We start from the raw sequence: 14053 nt of genomic DNA, 5'->3' as shown, positions 1-14053 counted from the left end.
GGATCTTTCGTTCGCGCCACGGACGCATTTTCATTCAGGCGTTGAGGCTTTTTAGTTTTCAAACATCAAAGGTGACGGATCATGGCGATTCAACGCATTTCCACGGGAAGTGAGTTCGAGGCAAAAGTAGGGTACTGCCGCGCAGTTGTCGCGGGCGGCTGGGTTCACGTGGCCGGCACAGTCGGACAGGGTGAAGGTGTGGTCGAGCAATGCCGGTCGGCGCTTGCCGTCATCGAAAAGGCTTTGAAAGACACGGGCGCAGGATTTGAGGACGTGGTTCGGGTCACCTACATGTTACAGGATCGCAGCGAATTCGAACCGTGCTGGCCGATCCTGGCCGAGACCTTTGGAGCCAACCCACCGGCGGCGACAATGATCGAATGCGGTTTGATCGATCCGAAGTTCAGGATCGAGATCGAAGTGACCGCCTTTTTGCCTGAGTGACGCAGGCGGGTTATGGGGCACTGGACCTTGGCGAGCCTTTGGTCCATACCTTTCGTCGACGAAATGCCGGAGGCACCCGATGGGAATCCTGAACAGTCTTTTGCGAGCCGTGACCTGGTGGAACGGGTCGACTTTGAATACTCAGATCTACACTGCGCGCAAAGGCGTGAAAGTGGGCGAAGACAATGAAGGCAACGTGTTCTATCGCAACGCCGATGACAGCAAGCGTTGGGTGATTTTCAATGGCGAGGCCGAAGCCAGCCGGGTTGATCCGGAATGGCATGGCTGGTTGCATCGTACCTGGGATGAACCCCCGACGGATAAACCGCTGCCGCATAAATCCTGGGAAAAACCACATCAGGAAAACCTGACCGGCACTGCGCTGGCCTATGCTCCTGCCGGATCGCTGCGTCGCGCAGAGCCGGTTGAGCGCAAGGACTATGAGGCCTGGAGCCCGGAATAAACGAGGCGAAAATGTCGACCCATAACTGGACCGAAGTTCTTGTCGGCGGCGTCGTATTGGCCGGTGCCCTGGCATTTGGCGTTTACGCCAGCCAATCGACCGGCTTGTCGCAAGGTGCCGCTGGTTACGAGTTGGGCGCGTCTTTCAGGTCGCTGGAAGGTGTGGGTGTCGGCACGGATGTGCGCCTTGCCGGTGTCAAGATCGGAACCGTGACGGGTGTCAGTCTAAACCCCGATACCTACCGCGCGGACACGACTTTTACAATTGCCGACGGGATTCTGGTGCCGGACGACAGCGCTGTTGTGATTTCTTCGGAAGGGTTGTTGGGGGGCAATTTTGTCGAGGTTATGCCCGGCGGATCACCGTTTTTCTTCGATCCGGGTGACGAGATTGAGGATACGCAGGGCGCGGTCAGCCTGATCTCGCTTCTAGTCAAATTCGTGGCTGGGGATGGCGGCGAATGATGCGCGCTGCTTTGATTGCCCTGTTGTTGACAGGCAGCGGTGCAGCCGCGCAGCAGAAGGTTCAATCCGGCCCCGGTGCAATGCTGCGTGGGCTGGATAAAGTCAGTGGTCAGACCGTCGACGTCGAAATGCGGACCGGCCAGACCGAAGCTGTTTTTGGACTGGATGTCGCCCTGGGTGATTGCCGCTATCCTGTAGACAACCCGACCGGCGATGCGTTTGCCTATCTGACCATCTGGGAGACCGGCAAGGCAGATCAGTTGTTTGATGGCTGGATGATCGCGACGTCACCCGCTCTGAACGCTTTGGATCACGCGCGTTATGACGTTTGGGTCATTCGCTGTATCACGCCCGCTGCGGATTGATTGAGTGGCGCCGTGAAATCGGCGCTGAGATTCAGGGCCTCTTCCAGCTCTTTCTTGTAAGCGCTGCGCGGGATTTCGATGGCACCCAACGAGGCCAGATGCGCGGTCAGGAACTGCGTGTCAAACAGGTGAAACCCGGTTTGCCGCAGGCGGTCCACAAGGTAGGCAAGGGCGATTTTCGAGGCGTCTGTGCGTCGTGAAAACATGCTTTCACCAAAGAAGGCGGCCCCTAGGGTCACGCCGTAGACGCCACCCACAAGTGTGGTGTTGTCCCAAACCTCCAGCGAATGCGCATGGCCTGTTCGGTGTAGCTGACGATAGAGGTCGTGCAGTTCGGCATTGATCCATGTGTCGGCCCGGTCAGCGCAACCATCGACGACACCAGAAAAATCCTGATCGATCGAAATTTCGAAACCGCAATTTCGAATTCGTCGTGAAAGGCTGCGTGAGATGTGGAACCCGTCCAGTGGAAAAATCCCGCGAAACTTTGGGTCGACCCAGAATAGTTCGGGATCATCGCGATGTTCGGCCATCGGAAAGATGCCGATGGAATACCCATGCAGCAGAAGTTCGGGGGACAAGCTCATGTCGGGTACGAGTGAACCGGAGGGCACGTGCCCTCCGATCCTACAGGGTTATTGTTCCATATGCTCCGCAAGCCAACGCTCCAGCCAGTGGATGTTGTATTCGCCGCTGTGCAGATCAGGTTCCTGCAGCAGGGCGTGGAACAGTGGAACCGTGGTGTCGATACCGTCGACAATCAACTCTCCCAGAGCGCGCTCAAGACGCGCCAGTGCTTCGGCCCGGTCGCGACCCTGAACGATCAGCTTGGCGATCAGAGAGTCGTAGTAGGGCGGGATCGAGTAGCCGTCATAGAGGGCTGAATCCATCCGCACGCCCAGACCACCCGGCGCGTGATACGCGGTAATCTTGCCGGGGCAGGGCGAGAAGTTGGGTAGCTTTTCGGCGTTGATCCGAACCTCAATGGCGTGGCCGTTGATCTCCAGATCGTCCTGACCAAACGACATGTCCTCTCCAGCGGCGACCAGGATTTGTTCGCGGACCAGATCGACGCCGAAGATGCCTTCGGTGACGGGGTGTTCCACCTGAAGACGGGTGTTCATTTCGATGAAATAGAACTCACCATTCTCATAAAGGAACTCGATGGTGCCCGCGCCGATATAGTTGATCTTGGCGACTGCGTCGGCGCAAATCTTTCCGATCTTGGCGCGTTCTTCAGGGGTGATGCAGGGGCCGGGGGCCTCTTCAAACACTTTCTGGTGACGACGCTGCAGCGAGCAATCGCGTTCGCCCAGATGGACCGCCTTACCTTTGCCGTCACCAAAGACCTGAATCTCGATATGGCGCGGCGTGGTCAGGTATTTCTCGATATAGACCTCGTCATTGCCAAAGGCAGCTTTGCCCTCGGCACGCGCGGTCATGAAGGCGCTTTCCATCTCATCAGCGGTCTGCGCGACTTTCATGCCGCGCCCGCCGCCGCCAGCGGTGGCCTTGATGATGACAGGATAGCCGAATTCCTCACCGATGCGTTTGGCGTCTTCCAGCGTCGGAACGCCGCCATCGGACCCCGGCACGCAAGGCACGCCCAGTTCCTTCATCGTATCCTTGGCGGTGATCTTGTCGCCCATGACACGGATGTGCTCGGCGGTGGGGCCGATGAAGGTGATGCCGTGATCTTCGACGATCTGCACGAATTCCGCGTTTTCGGACAGGAAGCCGTAGCCGGGGTGGATCGCCTGGGCGCCGGTGATTTCACAGGCCGAGATGATCGCGGGCACCGACAGATAGCTTTGCGGGCTGGGCGGAGGTCCGATGCAGACCGATTCGTCGGCCATACGTACATGCATCGCGTCGCTGTCGGCGGTGGAATGGACGGCGACCGTCTTAATCCCCATCTCGCGCGCGGCGCGGATGACGCGCAGGGCAATCTCGCCTCGGTTGGCAATCAGGATCTTGTCGAACATGGGCCCGCCTTACTCGATGATGACCAGAGGGGTGCCGAATTCCACAGCGTCGCCGTCGCCGACCAGAATGCGCTTGATCGCGCCCGACTTGGGGGCGTGGATGTGGTTCATGGTTTTCATCGCTTCGACGATCAGCAGCGTGTCGCCTTCGGACACCGATGCGCCCACCGAAATGAATGCTGGCGCGCCGGGCTCGGGCTGCATGTAAACCGTACCAACCATGGGCGAGGTCACAGCACCAGGATGGCTGGCCGGGTCTTCCTGCGCCGCAGGGGCTTCGGCCGCAGCCGGAGCAGCCGCCGGAGCAGCCACAGGGGCCGGTGCTGCAGCAGGTACCGCAACCTGAACCGGAGCGGCGGCAGTCTGTGTCATCCGGCTGACGCGGACATTCAGGCTATCATCGTCGCCATATTCGCGCATGACTTCCAGTTCGGTCAGGTCGTTTTCGCGCAGCAATTCGGCCAGAGCCTTGATGAACGCCACATCCGCTTCGTGTTTGGTATCTGTCATGAGTGTCCTCGACGGTTCCCCTTTGGCCCGTCTGTTTTCTGCGGGCTCTGATCAAATTACGCAGGGTTATAGGCCAAGCAGCCGTGCATGAAAAGCGCCGACTCGCACCATCGTGGGCGGGATTCCTGCATAATTTAAAGGGTTGCTCGGGTCAGAGGGGCATCCCTGACAGTTTGGCGACAAGTTCGGGCAATTTGCGTGCGCCGAATTTCTCAAGCAGGCGCGCGCGATAGGCTTCGATCGTGCGGTAACTCAGCCCAAGTTCGACGCCGATTTCCTTGGCGGACAGGCCGCGGCAGGACAGTATCGCGACTTCGCGTTCACGAACGGTCAATTCGACAATTGGGCGTTCTTCCGAGATGTCGGAAAAGCTCCAGATTCCATGGCGGAATGGGTCATCAGGGGTGAGGGATCTGCCACGGGCGCGGCACCAGAACAGATCACCATTGCGCCGGCGCATGACGCGCTCATCGGTGTAGTATCCCGTGTCACGCATTACCTGAAGGCTGCGTTGCCCGATCCTCTCCCAATCGGCCACTGATGGATAGAGGTGCAGCAAGGGCATGTTGCGGTACTCGGCTTCCTCTCCGCCGAAGGTACGTGCGAATTGCAGATTGCAGCGCCGGATGATCCGGTTTTCCAGTTCAACAAGCCCTATGGGCGCATATTCAAAGGCGGGGTCACTCATTCGTATATCGTGCCGGGAAACCACGCGGAAATGAAGGGGGGACGCGATTTCTTGTAACCAAAGAGGCACGGTTCCGGCGCTGGTTACCCGCCGAAGCTGTGAAAGTTGTAAATCTGATCTGAAAATCCATGATTAACTTGCCGTAATTTATAGTATGTTCTGAAAACAAATGATGATCAAAATCAGAGAATTGCGAATATGCGCGATATGTTGACAGGAAGCCGCATTCGCGAGCGGCGGCAGATCGCAGGGCTGCGGCAGGCAGAACTGGCGCGAATGGCTGGAATTTCCGCGTCTTATCTGAACCTGATCGAACACAACCGCCGCCGGATCGGGGGCAAGTTGCTGGTGGACATTGCGTCGGCGTTGTCGGTTGAACCTTCTGTCCTGACCCAGGGGATTGAGGCGACACTTGTGTCGGCCTTGCGAGAGGCGGCAGATGATGCGGTCGGGCAGCAGGCCGAAGTGGACGGGTTGGAGGAGTTTGCCGGGCGCTTTCCCGGATGGGCCGGGGTTCTTGCGCAGATGCATCGCCGGGTTGTGTCGCTTGAGCGGACTGTCGAGATTCTTTCAGACCGCCTGACCCACGACCCTCATTTGGCGGCTTCTATGCACGAAGTGCTGTCCACCGCGGCCGCGATTCGGTCAACGGCGGCCATTCTTGCGGATACTGAAGACATCGAAGCCGAATGGCGCGAGCGATTTCACAAGAACCTGCATCAGGATGCAGAGCGGTTGGCAGGCAGTTCAAAGGCGCTGGTGACATTTCTGGACGAAAGCGACTCGTCCGTGGATCCGCGCGGTGTTCCGCTTGAGGAGGTCGAAGCTTTCTTTGACACACGTGGGTACAGGTTTCCGGAATTGGAAGAAGGGGAAGATATCGATGCCGTTGATTTGAGCGCTCTGAACACGCCGGCCGCGCGAACGGTGGCACGTGAGGTTCTTAAGATGTGTCGTGCGGATGCGCGGGCTTTGCCGATGGATGCCCTCAGATCGATGTTACAGGACGGCGAGCCTGACCCGGTTGAACTGGCGCATCAGTTCTCGGTTGATGTTGCTGCCGTGCTCAGACGGCTTGCGTTTTTGCCTGATGAAAGGTTGACGCGACCCGCCGGCATGGCGTTGTGCGATGCGTCCGGCAGTATATTGTTTCTCAAGTCAATTCCGGGTTTTGCCTTGCCAAGACATGGCGAGGTTTGTCCGCTATGGCCGTTGTTTACGGCATTGAGCCGCCCGTTGGTTCCCGTGCGCAAACGGGTGGTTCAGATGGGGCGGGCCTCGGCTGAGTTCGAGTGTTTTGCTTATGCCTGGCCTCATACGGTGTCGGGATACGATCAGGAGCCCGCTTATCGCTCGGTCATGCTCATTCGTCCGGTGAAAGAAGTTTCAAAGAGCACACCGATCACCGAGGTCGGGCCGAATTGCCGCGTCTGTCCCAGCGATGCATGCAAAGCCCGCCGCGAGCCGTCGATTCTGAGCGAAGGTTTTTGACACTTTCCCGGCAGAGCGCTTAATCTGACGGGGACCGGTCCCGGGATGGAAGGCCGGTTAGGGGAGGAAATGAAAATATGAGCCGTAAGGTTCTGTTGATCGAGGACGAGCCGAACATTGCCGAGGCAATCCGGTTCCTGCTGACCCGTGAGGGCTGGCAGGTCGATACGCATGGCGATGGATCGGATGCCGTTCAGGTGATTCAGGGGGCACAGCCTGATCTGGTCATTCTGGACGTCATGCTGCCAGGCAAAAGCGGCATGGATATTCTTAAGGATATCAGAAAGATGGAAGAACTGGCAGGCTTGCCGGTTTTGATGCTGACGGCGCGCGGGCAATCGCGTGACCGCGAGATGGCCGAAAACGCGGGCGTCAGCCGTTTCATGACCAAGCCGTTTTCAAATGCCGAAGTGCTGACGGCGGTGCGGGATCTTCACGCGCAGGCGACACGATTATGATGTCTGGCGAGGGCAACAAGGACAAACCGCCGGGCACAAGGTCCTCGCTTTTTCTGGAACGTCAAAGCTATCGCCGCCGCAGGCTGACGGATGCCGCGCGGCTTTTGCCCTTCTTGGGGGCGGCGCTGTTGGCGCTTCCATTGCTTTGGCCAGACCGATCCAGTGGGGATGCGGCCGTCCCTTTGTCTTCGGCAATGTCTTACATCTTCGTCTGCTGGGGCGCGTTGATCCTGGTCGGGCTGATCTTTGGCCTTGCTGCCCGCCGCATGAGCGCGCGCGAGGAACGTGACGCGGGCGCAGAGTGATGGCCACAATCAACGTTCTGATCCTGGTTTGCCTTGGCTATGTCGTCTTTCTGTTTGCGGTGGCCTTTGCCGCTGATCGCATGGCTGCGGCGGGGCGGGGCAAGTGGCTGCGCTCACCTCTGATCTATACGTTGTCGCTGTCGATTTATTGTACGGCTTGGACGTTCTATGGCGCGGTGGGCAACGCTGCGCGATCCGGGTTGGAGTTTGTCACCATTTACCTGGGGCCGACGCTGGTGATGGTCAGCTGGTGGTGGGGATTGCGCAAGCTGGTGCGGGTTGGACGTAGTCAGAGGGTGACCTCAATCGCCGACCTGCTGTCATCACGCTATGGCAAGTCGAACACGCTGGCTGTATGCGTCACCATTCTGGCGGTGCTTGGCGGAACACCCTACATCGCGCTGCAACTGCAATCGATCACATTGTCTTTTTCGATCTTTGCCGAAGCCGACCCATCGGGTCTGTATCGCGAAGGCTCCAGCGTATTCTGGGTCGCTGCCGGGCTGGCCGTTTTTGCCATTCTCTTCGGGACGCGCAATCTGGACGTGAATGAACGCCACCATGGCGTGGTCACGGCCATTGCCGTGGAAGCCGTTGTCAAACTGTTCGCGCTGATCGCCGTGGGCGTGTTCGTGGTGTGGGGCGTTGCCGGTGGCATTGGCCCGATGATGGAGCGGATCGACGCCTCGGAAATCGGGCAATGGAATGTCGATGCCGGGCGCTGGACGACCTTTATCTTTCTGTCTGCTGCCGCCTTCATCTGCCTCCCGCGTATGTTTCAGGTGATGGTGGTGGAAAACGATGATGAGGGCCACCTTAGAACCGCGGCCTGGGCTTTTCCGCTTTATCTGCTGTTGATGAGCCTGTTTGTCGTGCCCATTGCGGTCGTTGGTCTGGATCTGCTGCCGGAAGGTGCCAATCCCGACCTGTTCGTGCTGACTGTGCCGCTGTCGCAGGGCAATGACTGGTTGGCTATGCTGTCCTTTATCGGTGGGTTTTCGTCTGCGACCTCGATGGTCATCGTCAGCGCCATGGCCCTGTCGACGATGGTGTCGAACCATGTGGTTATGCCCATCTGGCTGAATACGCATGAAGGCACGGGGTCGGTTTCGGGGGATGTGCGCAATATCGTTTTGATGGCGCGCCGCGTGTCAATCGCGGCCATCATGGCGTTGGGGTATTTCTATTACCGGCTGTCCGGTGGTGGTGCGGCGCTGGCTTCGATCGGGCTGATTGCATTTGCCGGTATCTCGCAGATTCTGCCCGCTCTGGTCGGTGGGCTGTTTTGGCGGGGGGCAACTCGAACCGGGGCTCTGGTTGGTCTGACTGTTGGCTTTGTGCTGTGGATATACACGCTACTGTTGCCCGGAATGGGCGGGGCGTGGATGCCCGATACCGTGTTGCAGAACGGGCTGTTTGGCCTCAGTTGGCTGCGCCCTCAGGCTCTGTTCGGGATCGAAGGGATCGACCCCATGGTCCACACAGTGATGTGGTCGCTGTCGCTGAATACGATTGCCTTTTGCGTGGCCTCTCTGCTGAGCTTTCCCAGCCCGCTGGAGCGTTTGCAGGGCGCGCAGTTCGTCAATGTGTTCGATCACTCGGTCTCGCCCCGGGGCTGGTCCGGCTCGGTGGCGCAAAGCGAAGACCTGATGATCATGACCCAGCGTATTCTGGGCACCGGTCCCGCGCAGGCGTTCTTTCAGGCCGAGGCAGAAGAACAGGGTAGCCGCTCGCACCTGCCGGAGCCGACGCCGGGTTTTCTCAACCGTCTGGAACGAGAGTTGAGCGGGTCGGTTGGCACGGCGACAGCGCATGCGATGATCGGTCAGATCGTGGGGGGATCATCGGTTTCGGTTGAAGATTTGCTGGCGGTGGCGGATGAATCGGCGCAGCTGCTGGAATACTCCGGTCAGTTGGAAGAGAAATCGTCGGAACTCAGCCGCACGGCGCGTCAACTGCGCGAAGCGAACACCAAGCTCACGCAGATTTCCGAGCAAAAGGACAGCTTCCTGAGTCAGGTCAGCCACGAATTGCGCACGCCGATGACCTCGATCCGGGCGTTTTCCGAGATCATGCGCGACACGGAAGGCCTGAGCAGCGAAGAACAGACCCGCTATGCCGCGATCATCCATGATGAGGCGTTGCGTCTGACCCGGCTTCTGGACGATTTGCTGGACTTGAGCGTTCTTGAAAACGGGCAGGTCAACCTGAACCTCAGCGATGACAGTCTGCGTTCGGTTCTGGATCGTGCCGTATCCAGCGCGTTGGCCGGGGCCGACCGGAAAATCACTGTCCGGCGGACCTTTACGGCGGAACGTATTCCCCTTCATACAGATCTGGACCGGTTGGGGCAGGTGTTCATCAACCTGATCTCGAACGCACAAAAATATTGCGACGCGGACGAGCCGGTATTGATCATTTCAGCCCACGATGTTGGCGGTCGGGTCATCGTGGATTTCATCGACAATGGCAGCGGTATTCCGCCCGGCGCTCGCTCGATGGTGTTTGAAAAATTCGCCCGCGTCGGCGTCGACAAGGCTGGTGGCGCGGGTCTGGGGCTGGCCATCTGTCGGGAAATCATGCAGCGGCTGGGGGGCGAGATCACCTATCTGCCCGGACAGGGCGGTGCGGCGTTCCGGGTCAGCTTGCCGCTGGCCTTTCAGCAGGCTGCGCAGTGACACGGCTGTAAAGAACTTCGTAACGCTCGGCACGTTAAACCGGTTGCCAGTTGCTGGAACAATTGGTGATCAGGCATCATGTCACAAACCGTCAGCGCCGCTTTGGCGCGTAAACTGTCTGCCGGACAAAAAGACCTGGGGGATCGCCCGCGTTCGATCTTGCGGGCGATGCGTTTGGGATTTGCACGGGCGGCGGGCGACCAGCTGAACCTGCCCCTGGCGGTTATCGGGGCCAAGCAGTCCAGCCGCTCTCGGGAAGATCTGGCCGACACCATGGGTCAGGATTGGCTGCTGTTGGTGTTTGACGGTCCGGAAGGCCGCGCTGCGGTATGTCTGGACCCACAGGTGGTATCCACAATTGTGCAAACCCAGACGATCGGCGAAGTGCTGCCCGGCGACCCCGACCCAAGGGCCTTCACCGACACGGACGCGGCCATGGTGGCACCATTTATCGAAGCCGCGCTGACCTTGTCCGCTGGTTTGGTTGATGCCGCGGTCGATCATGTTTGGCTGACGGGACTTGAGTTTTCGGCGCGGGCAGAGGATGCGCGCAGCTTGTCGTTGGCCATGTCCGAGGATGCCTATCGCGTCTTTGATCTGACAGCTGATCTGGCGAACGGGGTTCGGCAGGGGCAAATTGCAATCTTTCTTCCAGACCATCCTGTTGTTTTGGACAACGCCGAGGAAATCACGGAACCAGCCGGGCCGCGAATTGAGCAGTCATCAGGCGTTGTCCGGGCTGAGTTGAATGCCGTTTTGTGTCGGATGTCGGTGCCATTATCCGAACTGTCAGCGATGCAAACCGGAAGTGTATTGCCCTTGCGCGGTGCTCGACTGGACCGAACCGAGATATTGACCATCGACCGGGCAAGAACGGGCGTCGGCCGCCTTGGTCAGTGCGGCGGTCTGCGCGCGGTTCGTTTGAACGAACATGCGCTCCCGCCTGCCTTGTCGGGGGCTGACGCGCAGGAATTTATTGAGAGCAGGGGGAGAACGCAGTCGCAGGATCATCTGGATGAGCCAGTTGTCAGCGCGGACGATCTGATGCCTCGGGCTGAGGCGTTCGAGCCAGTGGACAGCGAGCTTCTATTGGATGATTCCGAGCGTATGGTCGCGGAGATTTCGCAATTGGCTGGTCTGGACACAGCCAATTTAAACAGCGGTAGTGATTAAGGATCAGTCTGCTTTGCTGCGGATGTGGTCCAGGGCCGGGCGCAGGTTTTCCAGTTGATACCCGGCATTTGTTGTCGCGCTCAGAATGTCGTCCGTACTCATGTGGTCGCATTGGCCAAGCGCCCAGACTACAGAACACCGCGTGCCCGAGGCGCAATAGGCCAGAACCGGGCCGGTGCAGCCTTCGGCCATATCGCGCTGCCGCTGCACATTCTCTGGTGTCATGGTCTGGTGGGTCAGCTCCAGCACCTCGTATTCCATACCCGCCGCGCGCACGGCTTCACCGATCGCGTCCGATTGCATGATCGCGGGAACTTCCACATTGGGCCGGTTGCAAATCACCTTGACGAAGCCAGCCGCGGCAATTGCCGGGACGTCCTCGACAGTGATCTGTGGCGAGACTGAATAGCGGGGGGTGATCGGTCGAATCTCCATGCTAATTCCTTAGGCCGCGTTTGCAGCTCTGTCCAGTTGCGCGCTCAGCGGTGGCGCCACGAACATGCCCGCAGCCATCGCGGCCAGAAAGACCAAACCACCGAACCCGCCATAACTCAGTGAGGCCATTGCGGGCCCGGGGCACAGTCCGGCCAACCCCCAGCCCATTCCGAACAGGACCGAACCCACGACCAGTCGACGATCTACTTCAGGTTTTGCGGGCGAAGGAAAATTGTTGCCGGTCAGGGCTTTGCGCCCGGTCGTTATCCTCCAGGCTAAAAGCATCGGCAGGATGGCCCCGCCCATCACAAAGGCCAGTGTCGGGTCCCAATTTCCGAAAACATCCAGCCAGCCCTGAACTTTTGTCGTGTCTGTCATGCCCGAGATCAACAATCCGGCACCAAACAGTGATCCGGCGAGCAGAGCAATGAAAAGGCGCATCAGATCAGCCCCCAAACATGGCGCAGCAGGACGAGCGTTACGCCCCCGGCGAGGATATAGAAAACGGTGGCCACAATGCCGCGCAGCGAAAACCGAGAGATGCCGCACACCCCGTGACCCGAGGTGCAGCCATTGGCAATACGTGTGCCGACGCCGACAAGCAGGCCGGCCACTACAACAATGCCCAAATTGTGGGTCAGATGCGTTTGGACCTCGGGCGCGATCAGCGGGCGCAGCAGCAGCGGCATTCCGATAAGCCCCGCAATGAAGGCCAACCGCTCGGCCAGTGTGTCGCGGGCACTGCCGTCGACAAGACCGCCAAGAATGCCGCTCGCGCCCATGATCCGGCCATTTCCAAGCAGGTACACAGCGCCGCCCAGGCCAATCAGCAGACCGCCGCACAGCCCCAAAATCCACTCGATGTTCATGTGGCAGTTTCCTTTTGAACTGAATTGCCCTGCGTCAGAGCTTGTTGATCGGCAGTTTCAGAAAGACATCACCTTCCTCATCCGCCGGAGGCATCTGTCCTGCCCGCATATTCACTTGCAGCGAGGGCAGAATCAGGCGCGGCATGGCCAGGGTCGCGTCCCGCGCGTCGCGCATCTCCACGAATTCTTCGATGCTGCGCCCTTGGCCGATATGAACGTTAAGCGCCTTTTGTTCGCCTACCGTCGTTTCCCATGCGTATTCGTCGCGGCCCGGCGCTTTGTAGTCGTGTCCGACATAGATGCGTGTTTCGTCCGGCAGTGACAGGATTTTCTGGATGGATTCGAACAGCGTGGCTGACGACCCTCCAGGAAAATCGCAGCGCGCAGTTCCGAAATCGGGCATGAACAGCGTGTCACCCACAAATGCGGCGTCCCCAATCACATAGGTCAGGCAGGCCGGGGTATGTCCCGGGGTGTGCAGTACATCGCCGCGCATCTGGCCGATATGAAAGCTGTCGCCTTCCGAGAACAGCGCATCGAACTGACTGCCATCGCGCTGGAACTCGGTTCCTTCGTTGAAAACCTTGCCAAAGGTGTCCTGCACGGTAACGATCTGCGCGCCAATTCCGATTTTGCCGCCCAGTTCCTGTTGCAGGTAGGGGGCAGCAGACAGGTGATCGGCGTGGACATGGCTTTCCAGAACCCATTCGACCTTGAAATCGTTACTGCGCACATAATCGATGATCTGATCTGCCGACGTCGTCGCCGTCCGCCCCGAGGCATGATCGAAATCCAAAACACTGTCGATGATGGCGCAGGCACGCCCCTGAGGTTCGTGAACAACGTAGGACACAGTGAAGGTCTGATCGTCAAAAAAGGCTTTCACTGCGGGTGTCATTTTTTCCTCCGTCTTGGTTGCTTGCATCATATATGTAAATTGGAATGTGATACAACCGGCAATCTGTATTTGATGCCGGTCAAGGCATTCACCATTAATTTGGCTTAAACTTTAATCCATTCGCGCCGGATTGCCGAAATCACGATTTTTGCAGGCAATATCCCGCACAATTCCAGGTTAATTTTTTCGGGTCTTATTCCCGTTACCTATATCTGGAATACTGGCAACACTTGGGAGGATATTATGACAGCAAATGGTCTTTATTCCGAAGCTGAGCAACTTGAACAAAAGCTCAGGAATGCGTGCCTGGAAACGCGTTTGGCGCTTCAGCCGAGTGTTAGCAAGGTTGTCGACCGAATGCGACAGCAGGGGATGCATGTGCCGTCCCGTCTGCGACGTCTGGACGCCGCATTATGTGATGACGCGATTGAAGCGCAGTTTGATAACTTGCCGATCTGAATCAAACGGTCATCCGAAGGAGATCCCGAGGATGACCAGCATCAATCCAATGACCGACAGGAACAATGAGGCCAGGTTCCAGGGCAATACGCCCTGAACGGTCGCGCGCAATTCGTCATCCGACAAACCGGCCTTGCGCGCTTTCATCACGCGAAGAATACACCAGACCAGACCGGCGAGCCCGGCCAGAGACAGGGCCGCACCGCCCCAGGTGATGAATTCGAACATGGTGCCCCACATTTCCTCGTGAACTGCCCCCGCGCTTAACGGATCGGAACAGGTCGTACAAGGGCGCTTGGGGATTGGGTGCTTGCGACCCGGGCGGCAGCACTGTATCCGGCAACCTGCATCAGATTTTCAGCCTTTGG

General features: G+C 58.6%; 19 protein-coding genes. 10 read left to right on the top strand and 9 right to left on the bottom strand.

What is annotated here, in order from left to right; all coding sequences use genetic code 11:
- Positions 1–81 precede the first annotated feature (81 nt).
- From ACR0LF_RS15325 to ACR0LF_RS15310, 4 genes are all read left to right on the top strand, one after another.
- Complete coding sequence (locus tag ACR0LF_RS15325; RefSeq protein ID WP_480580927.1) at positions 82–444, top strand: RidA family protein; 363 nt, start codon at positions 82–84, stop codon at positions 442–444.
- A 79-nt stretch (positions 445–523) separates the two neighbouring features.
- Positions 524–907 carry an NADH:ubiquinone oxidoreductase subunit NDUFA12 gene (locus ACR0LF_RS15320; protein WP_152457346.1) on the top strand — a complete coding sequence of 128 codons (384 nt, stop codon included), beginning with the start codon at positions 524–526 and terminating at the stop codon, positions 905–907.
- Between the two features lie 11 nt (positions 908–918).
- Positions 919–1371, top strand: coding sequence for an outer membrane lipid asymmetry maintenance protein MlaD (gene mlaD, locus ACR0LF_RS15315; RefSeq protein WP_480580926.1), 453 nt, complete (start codon positions 919–921; stop codon positions 1369–1371).
- A complete protein-coding gene (locus ACR0LF_RS15310; protein WP_480580924.1) occupies positions 1368–1736 on the top strand; it encodes a DUF2155 domain-containing protein in 369 nt (122 codons plus the stop codon). The genes mlaD and ACR0LF_RS15310 overlap by 4 nt, the downstream gene beginning before the upstream one ends.
- Here the strand turns inward: ACR0LF_RS15310 and aat are convergent.
- The 4 genes from aat to ACR0LF_RS15290 all read right to left on the bottom strand — a co-directional run bounded on the left by aat (position 1691) and on the right by ACR0LF_RS15290 (position 4919).
- The gene (gene aat, locus ACR0LF_RS15305) at positions 1691–2323 is read right to left on the bottom strand and encodes a leucyl/phenylalanyl-tRNA--protein transferase (RefSeq protein WP_480580922.1); all 633 of its coding nucleotides are present in this window, start codon (positions 2321–2323) and stop codon (positions 1691–1693) included. The two genes, ACR0LF_RS15310 and aat, sit on opposite strands and share 46 nt — an antisense overlap.
- Positions 2324–2371: 48 nt before the next feature.
- On the bottom strand, positions 2372–3721 hold the full coding sequence (accC, locus tag ACR0LF_RS15300) for an acetyl-CoA carboxylase biotin carboxylase subunit (RefSeq protein ID WP_480580920.1): 1350 nt from the start codon (positions 3719–3721) through the stop codon (positions 2372–2374).
- A gap of 9 nt (positions 3722–3730) precedes the next feature.
- Entirely contained in the window at positions 3731–4231 is a 501-nt protein-coding gene (gene accB, locus ACR0LF_RS15295; RefSeq protein WP_480580918.1) for an acetyl-CoA carboxylase biotin carboxyl carrier protein, read from the bottom strand.
- Positions 4232–4382: 151 nt separating this feature from the next.
- Positions 4383–4919: a LuxR C-terminal-related transcriptional regulator gene (locus ACR0LF_RS15290; RefSeq protein ID WP_480580917.1), complete on the bottom strand. Its 537-nt coding sequence runs from the start codon at positions 4917–4919 to the stop codon at positions 4383–4385.
- A 198-nt stretch (positions 4920–5117) separates the two neighbouring features.
- Here ACR0LF_RS15290 and ACR0LF_RS15285 point away from each other — a divergent pair, with 198 nt between their 5' ends.
- The 5 genes from ACR0LF_RS15285 (at position 5118) to ACR0LF_RS15265 (ending at position 11024) form a co-directional block, all read left to right on the top strand.
- Entirely contained in the window at positions 5118–6410 is a 1293-nt protein-coding gene (locus tag ACR0LF_RS15285; protein WP_480580915.1) for a helix-turn-helix domain-containing protein, read from the top strand.
- Between the two features lie 77 nt (positions 6411–6487).
- Positions 6488–6868, top strand: coding sequence for a response regulator transcription factor (locus tag ACR0LF_RS15280; protein WP_480580913.1), 381 nt, complete (start codon positions 6488–6490; stop codon positions 6866–6868).
- Complete coding sequence (locus ACR0LF_RS15275; protein ID WP_480580912.1) at positions 6865–7173, top strand: hypothetical protein; 309 nt, start codon at positions 6865–6867, stop codon at positions 7171–7173. Before ACR0LF_RS15280 ends, ACR0LF_RS15275 begins: the two co-directional genes overlap by 4 nt.
- A complete protein-coding gene (locus ACR0LF_RS15270; RefSeq protein ID WP_480580910.1) occupies positions 7173–9851 on the top strand; it encodes an ATP-binding protein in 2679 nt (892 codons plus the stop codon). Before ACR0LF_RS15275 ends, ACR0LF_RS15270 begins: the two co-directional genes overlap by 1 nt.
- Before the next feature lie 78 nt (positions 9852–9929).
- Positions 9930–11024 (top strand): FliM/FliN family flagellar motor C-terminal domain-containing protein, encoded by a 1095-nt coding sequence (locus tag ACR0LF_RS15265; RefSeq protein WP_480580908.1) that lies wholly within the window; start codon positions 9930–9932, stop codon positions 11022–11024.
- A gap of 3 nt (positions 11025–11027) precedes the next feature.
- Here the strand turns inward: ACR0LF_RS15265 and ACR0LF_RS15260 are convergent, their stop codons facing one another.
- Genes ACR0LF_RS15260 through ACR0LF_RS15245 form a run of 4 tightly spaced genes read right to left on the bottom strand, consistent with a single transcriptional unit; the run spans position 11028 to position 13226 of the window.
- On the bottom strand, positions 11028–11459 hold the full coding sequence (locus tag ACR0LF_RS15260; protein ID WP_480580906.1) for a protein tyrosine phosphatase family protein: 432 nt from the start codon (positions 11457–11459) through the stop codon (positions 11028–11030).
- Positions 11460–11468: 9 nt separating this feature from the next.
- A complete protein-coding gene (locus ACR0LF_RS15255; protein ID WP_480580905.1) occupies positions 11469–11900 on the bottom strand; it encodes a DUF6691 family protein in 432 nt (143 codons plus the stop codon).
- Positions 11900–12328 carry a YeeE/YedE family protein gene (locus ACR0LF_RS15250; protein WP_480580904.1) on the bottom strand — a complete coding sequence of 143 codons (429 nt, stop codon included), beginning with the start codon at positions 12326–12328 and terminating at the stop codon, positions 11900–11902. The genes ACR0LF_RS15255 and ACR0LF_RS15250 overlap by 1 nt, the downstream gene beginning before the upstream one ends.
- A 34-nt stretch (positions 12329–12362) precedes the next feature.
- The gene (locus ACR0LF_RS15245; protein ID WP_480580902.1) at positions 12363–13226 is read right to left on the bottom strand and encodes an MBL fold metallo-hydrolase; all 864 of its coding nucleotides are present in this window, start codon (positions 13224–13226) and stop codon (positions 12363–12365) included.
- Between the two features lie 243 nt (positions 13227–13469).
- On the opposite strand from ACR0LF_RS15245, the gene ACR0LF_RS15240 reads away from it, so the two are divergent.
- The gene (locus tag ACR0LF_RS15240) at positions 13470–13685 is read left to right on the top strand and encodes a hypothetical protein (protein WP_480580900.1); all 216 of its coding nucleotides are present in this window, start codon (positions 13470–13472) and stop codon (positions 13683–13685) included.
- Between the two features lie 9 nt (positions 13686–13694).
- On the opposite strand, the gene ACR0LF_RS15235 is transcribed toward ACR0LF_RS15240, so the two are convergent.
- Positions 13695–13913, bottom strand: coding sequence for a hypothetical protein (locus ACR0LF_RS15235; protein WP_480580898.1), 219 nt, complete (start codon positions 13911–13913; stop codon positions 13695–13697).
- Positions 13914–14053: the final 140 nt, after the last annotated feature.

Source organism: Ruegeria sp. E8, from assembly GCF_056533985.1.
This window is presented reverse-complemented; position numbering and strand designations above follow the sequence as displayed.

Excerpts from the sequence above, each read along its gene's own strand:
- ACR0LF_RS15285 (WP_480580915.1), top strand. The coding sequence starts at position 5,118 with ATGCGCGATATGTTGACAGGAAGCCGCATTCGCGAGCGGCGGCAGATC.
- accB (WP_480580918.1), bottom strand. The coding sequence starts at position 4,231 with ATGACAGATACCAAACACGAAGCGGATGTGGCGTTCATCAAGGCTCTG.
- ACR0LF_RS15250 (WP_480580904.1), bottom strand. The coding sequence starts at position 12,328 with ATGAACATCGAGTGGATTTTGGGGCTGTGCGGCGGTCTGCTGATTGGC.
- aat (WP_480580922.1), bottom strand. The coding sequence starts at position 2,323 with ATGAGCTTGTCCCCCGAACTTCTGCTGCATGGGTATTCCATCGGCATC.
- ACR0LF_RS15280 (WP_480580913.1), top strand. The coding sequence starts at position 6,488 with ATGAGCCGTAAGGTTCTGTTGATCGAGGACGAGCCGAACATTGCCGAG.
- ACR0LF_RS15245 (WP_480580902.1), bottom strand. The coding sequence starts at position 13,226 with ATGACACCCGCAGTGAAAGCCTTTTTTGACGATCAGACCTTCACTGTG.
- ACR0LF_RS15235 (WP_480580898.1), bottom strand. The coding sequence starts at position 13,913 with ATGTTCGAATTCATCACCTGGGGCGGTGCGGCCCTGTCTCTGGCCGGG.
- ACR0LF_RS15320 (WP_152457346.1), top strand. The coding sequence starts at position 524 with ATGGGAATCCTGAACAGTCTTTTGCGAGCCGTGACCTGGTGGAACGGG.
- ACR0LF_RS15310 (WP_480580924.1), top strand. The coding sequence starts at position 1,368 with ATGATGCGCGCTGCTTTGATTGCCCTGTTGTTGACAGGCAGCGGTGCA.
- accC (WP_480580920.1), bottom strand. The coding sequence starts at position 3,721 with ATGTTCGACAAGATCCTGATTGCCAACCGAGGCGAGATTGCCCTGCGC.
- ACR0LF_RS15240 (WP_480580900.1), top strand. The coding sequence starts at position 13,470 with ATGACAGCAAATGGTCTTTATTCCGAAGCTGAGCAACTTGAACAAAAG.
- ACR0LF_RS15270 (WP_480580910.1), top strand. The coding sequence starts at position 7,173 with ATGGCCACAATCAACGTTCTGATCCTGGTTTGCCTTGGCTATGTCGTC.
- ACR0LF_RS15255 (WP_480580905.1), bottom strand. The coding sequence starts at position 11,900 with ATGCGCCTTTTCATTGCTCTGCTCGCCGGATCACTGTTTGGTGCCGGA.
- ACR0LF_RS15260 (WP_480580906.1), bottom strand. The coding sequence starts at position 11,459 with ATGGAGATTCGACCGATCACCCCCCGCTATTCAGTCTCGCCACAGATC.
- ACR0LF_RS15265 (WP_480580908.1), top strand. The coding sequence starts at position 9,930 with ATGTCACAAACCGTCAGCGCCGCTTTGGCGCGTAAACTGTCTGCCGGA.
- mlaD (WP_480580926.1), top strand. The coding sequence starts at position 919 with ATGTCGACCCATAACTGGACCGAAGTTCTTGTCGGCGGCGTCGTATTG.
- ACR0LF_RS15325 (WP_480580927.1), top strand. The coding sequence starts at position 82 with ATGGCGATTCAACGCATTTCCACGGGAAGTGAGTTCGAGGCAAAAGTA.
- ACR0LF_RS15290 (WP_480580917.1), bottom strand. The coding sequence starts at position 4,919 with ATGAGTGACCCCGCCTTTGAATATGCGCCCATAGGGCTTGTTGAACTG.
- ACR0LF_RS15275 (WP_480580912.1), top strand. The coding sequence starts at position 6,865 with ATGATGTCTGGCGAGGGCAACAAGGACAAACCGCCGGGCACAAGGTCC.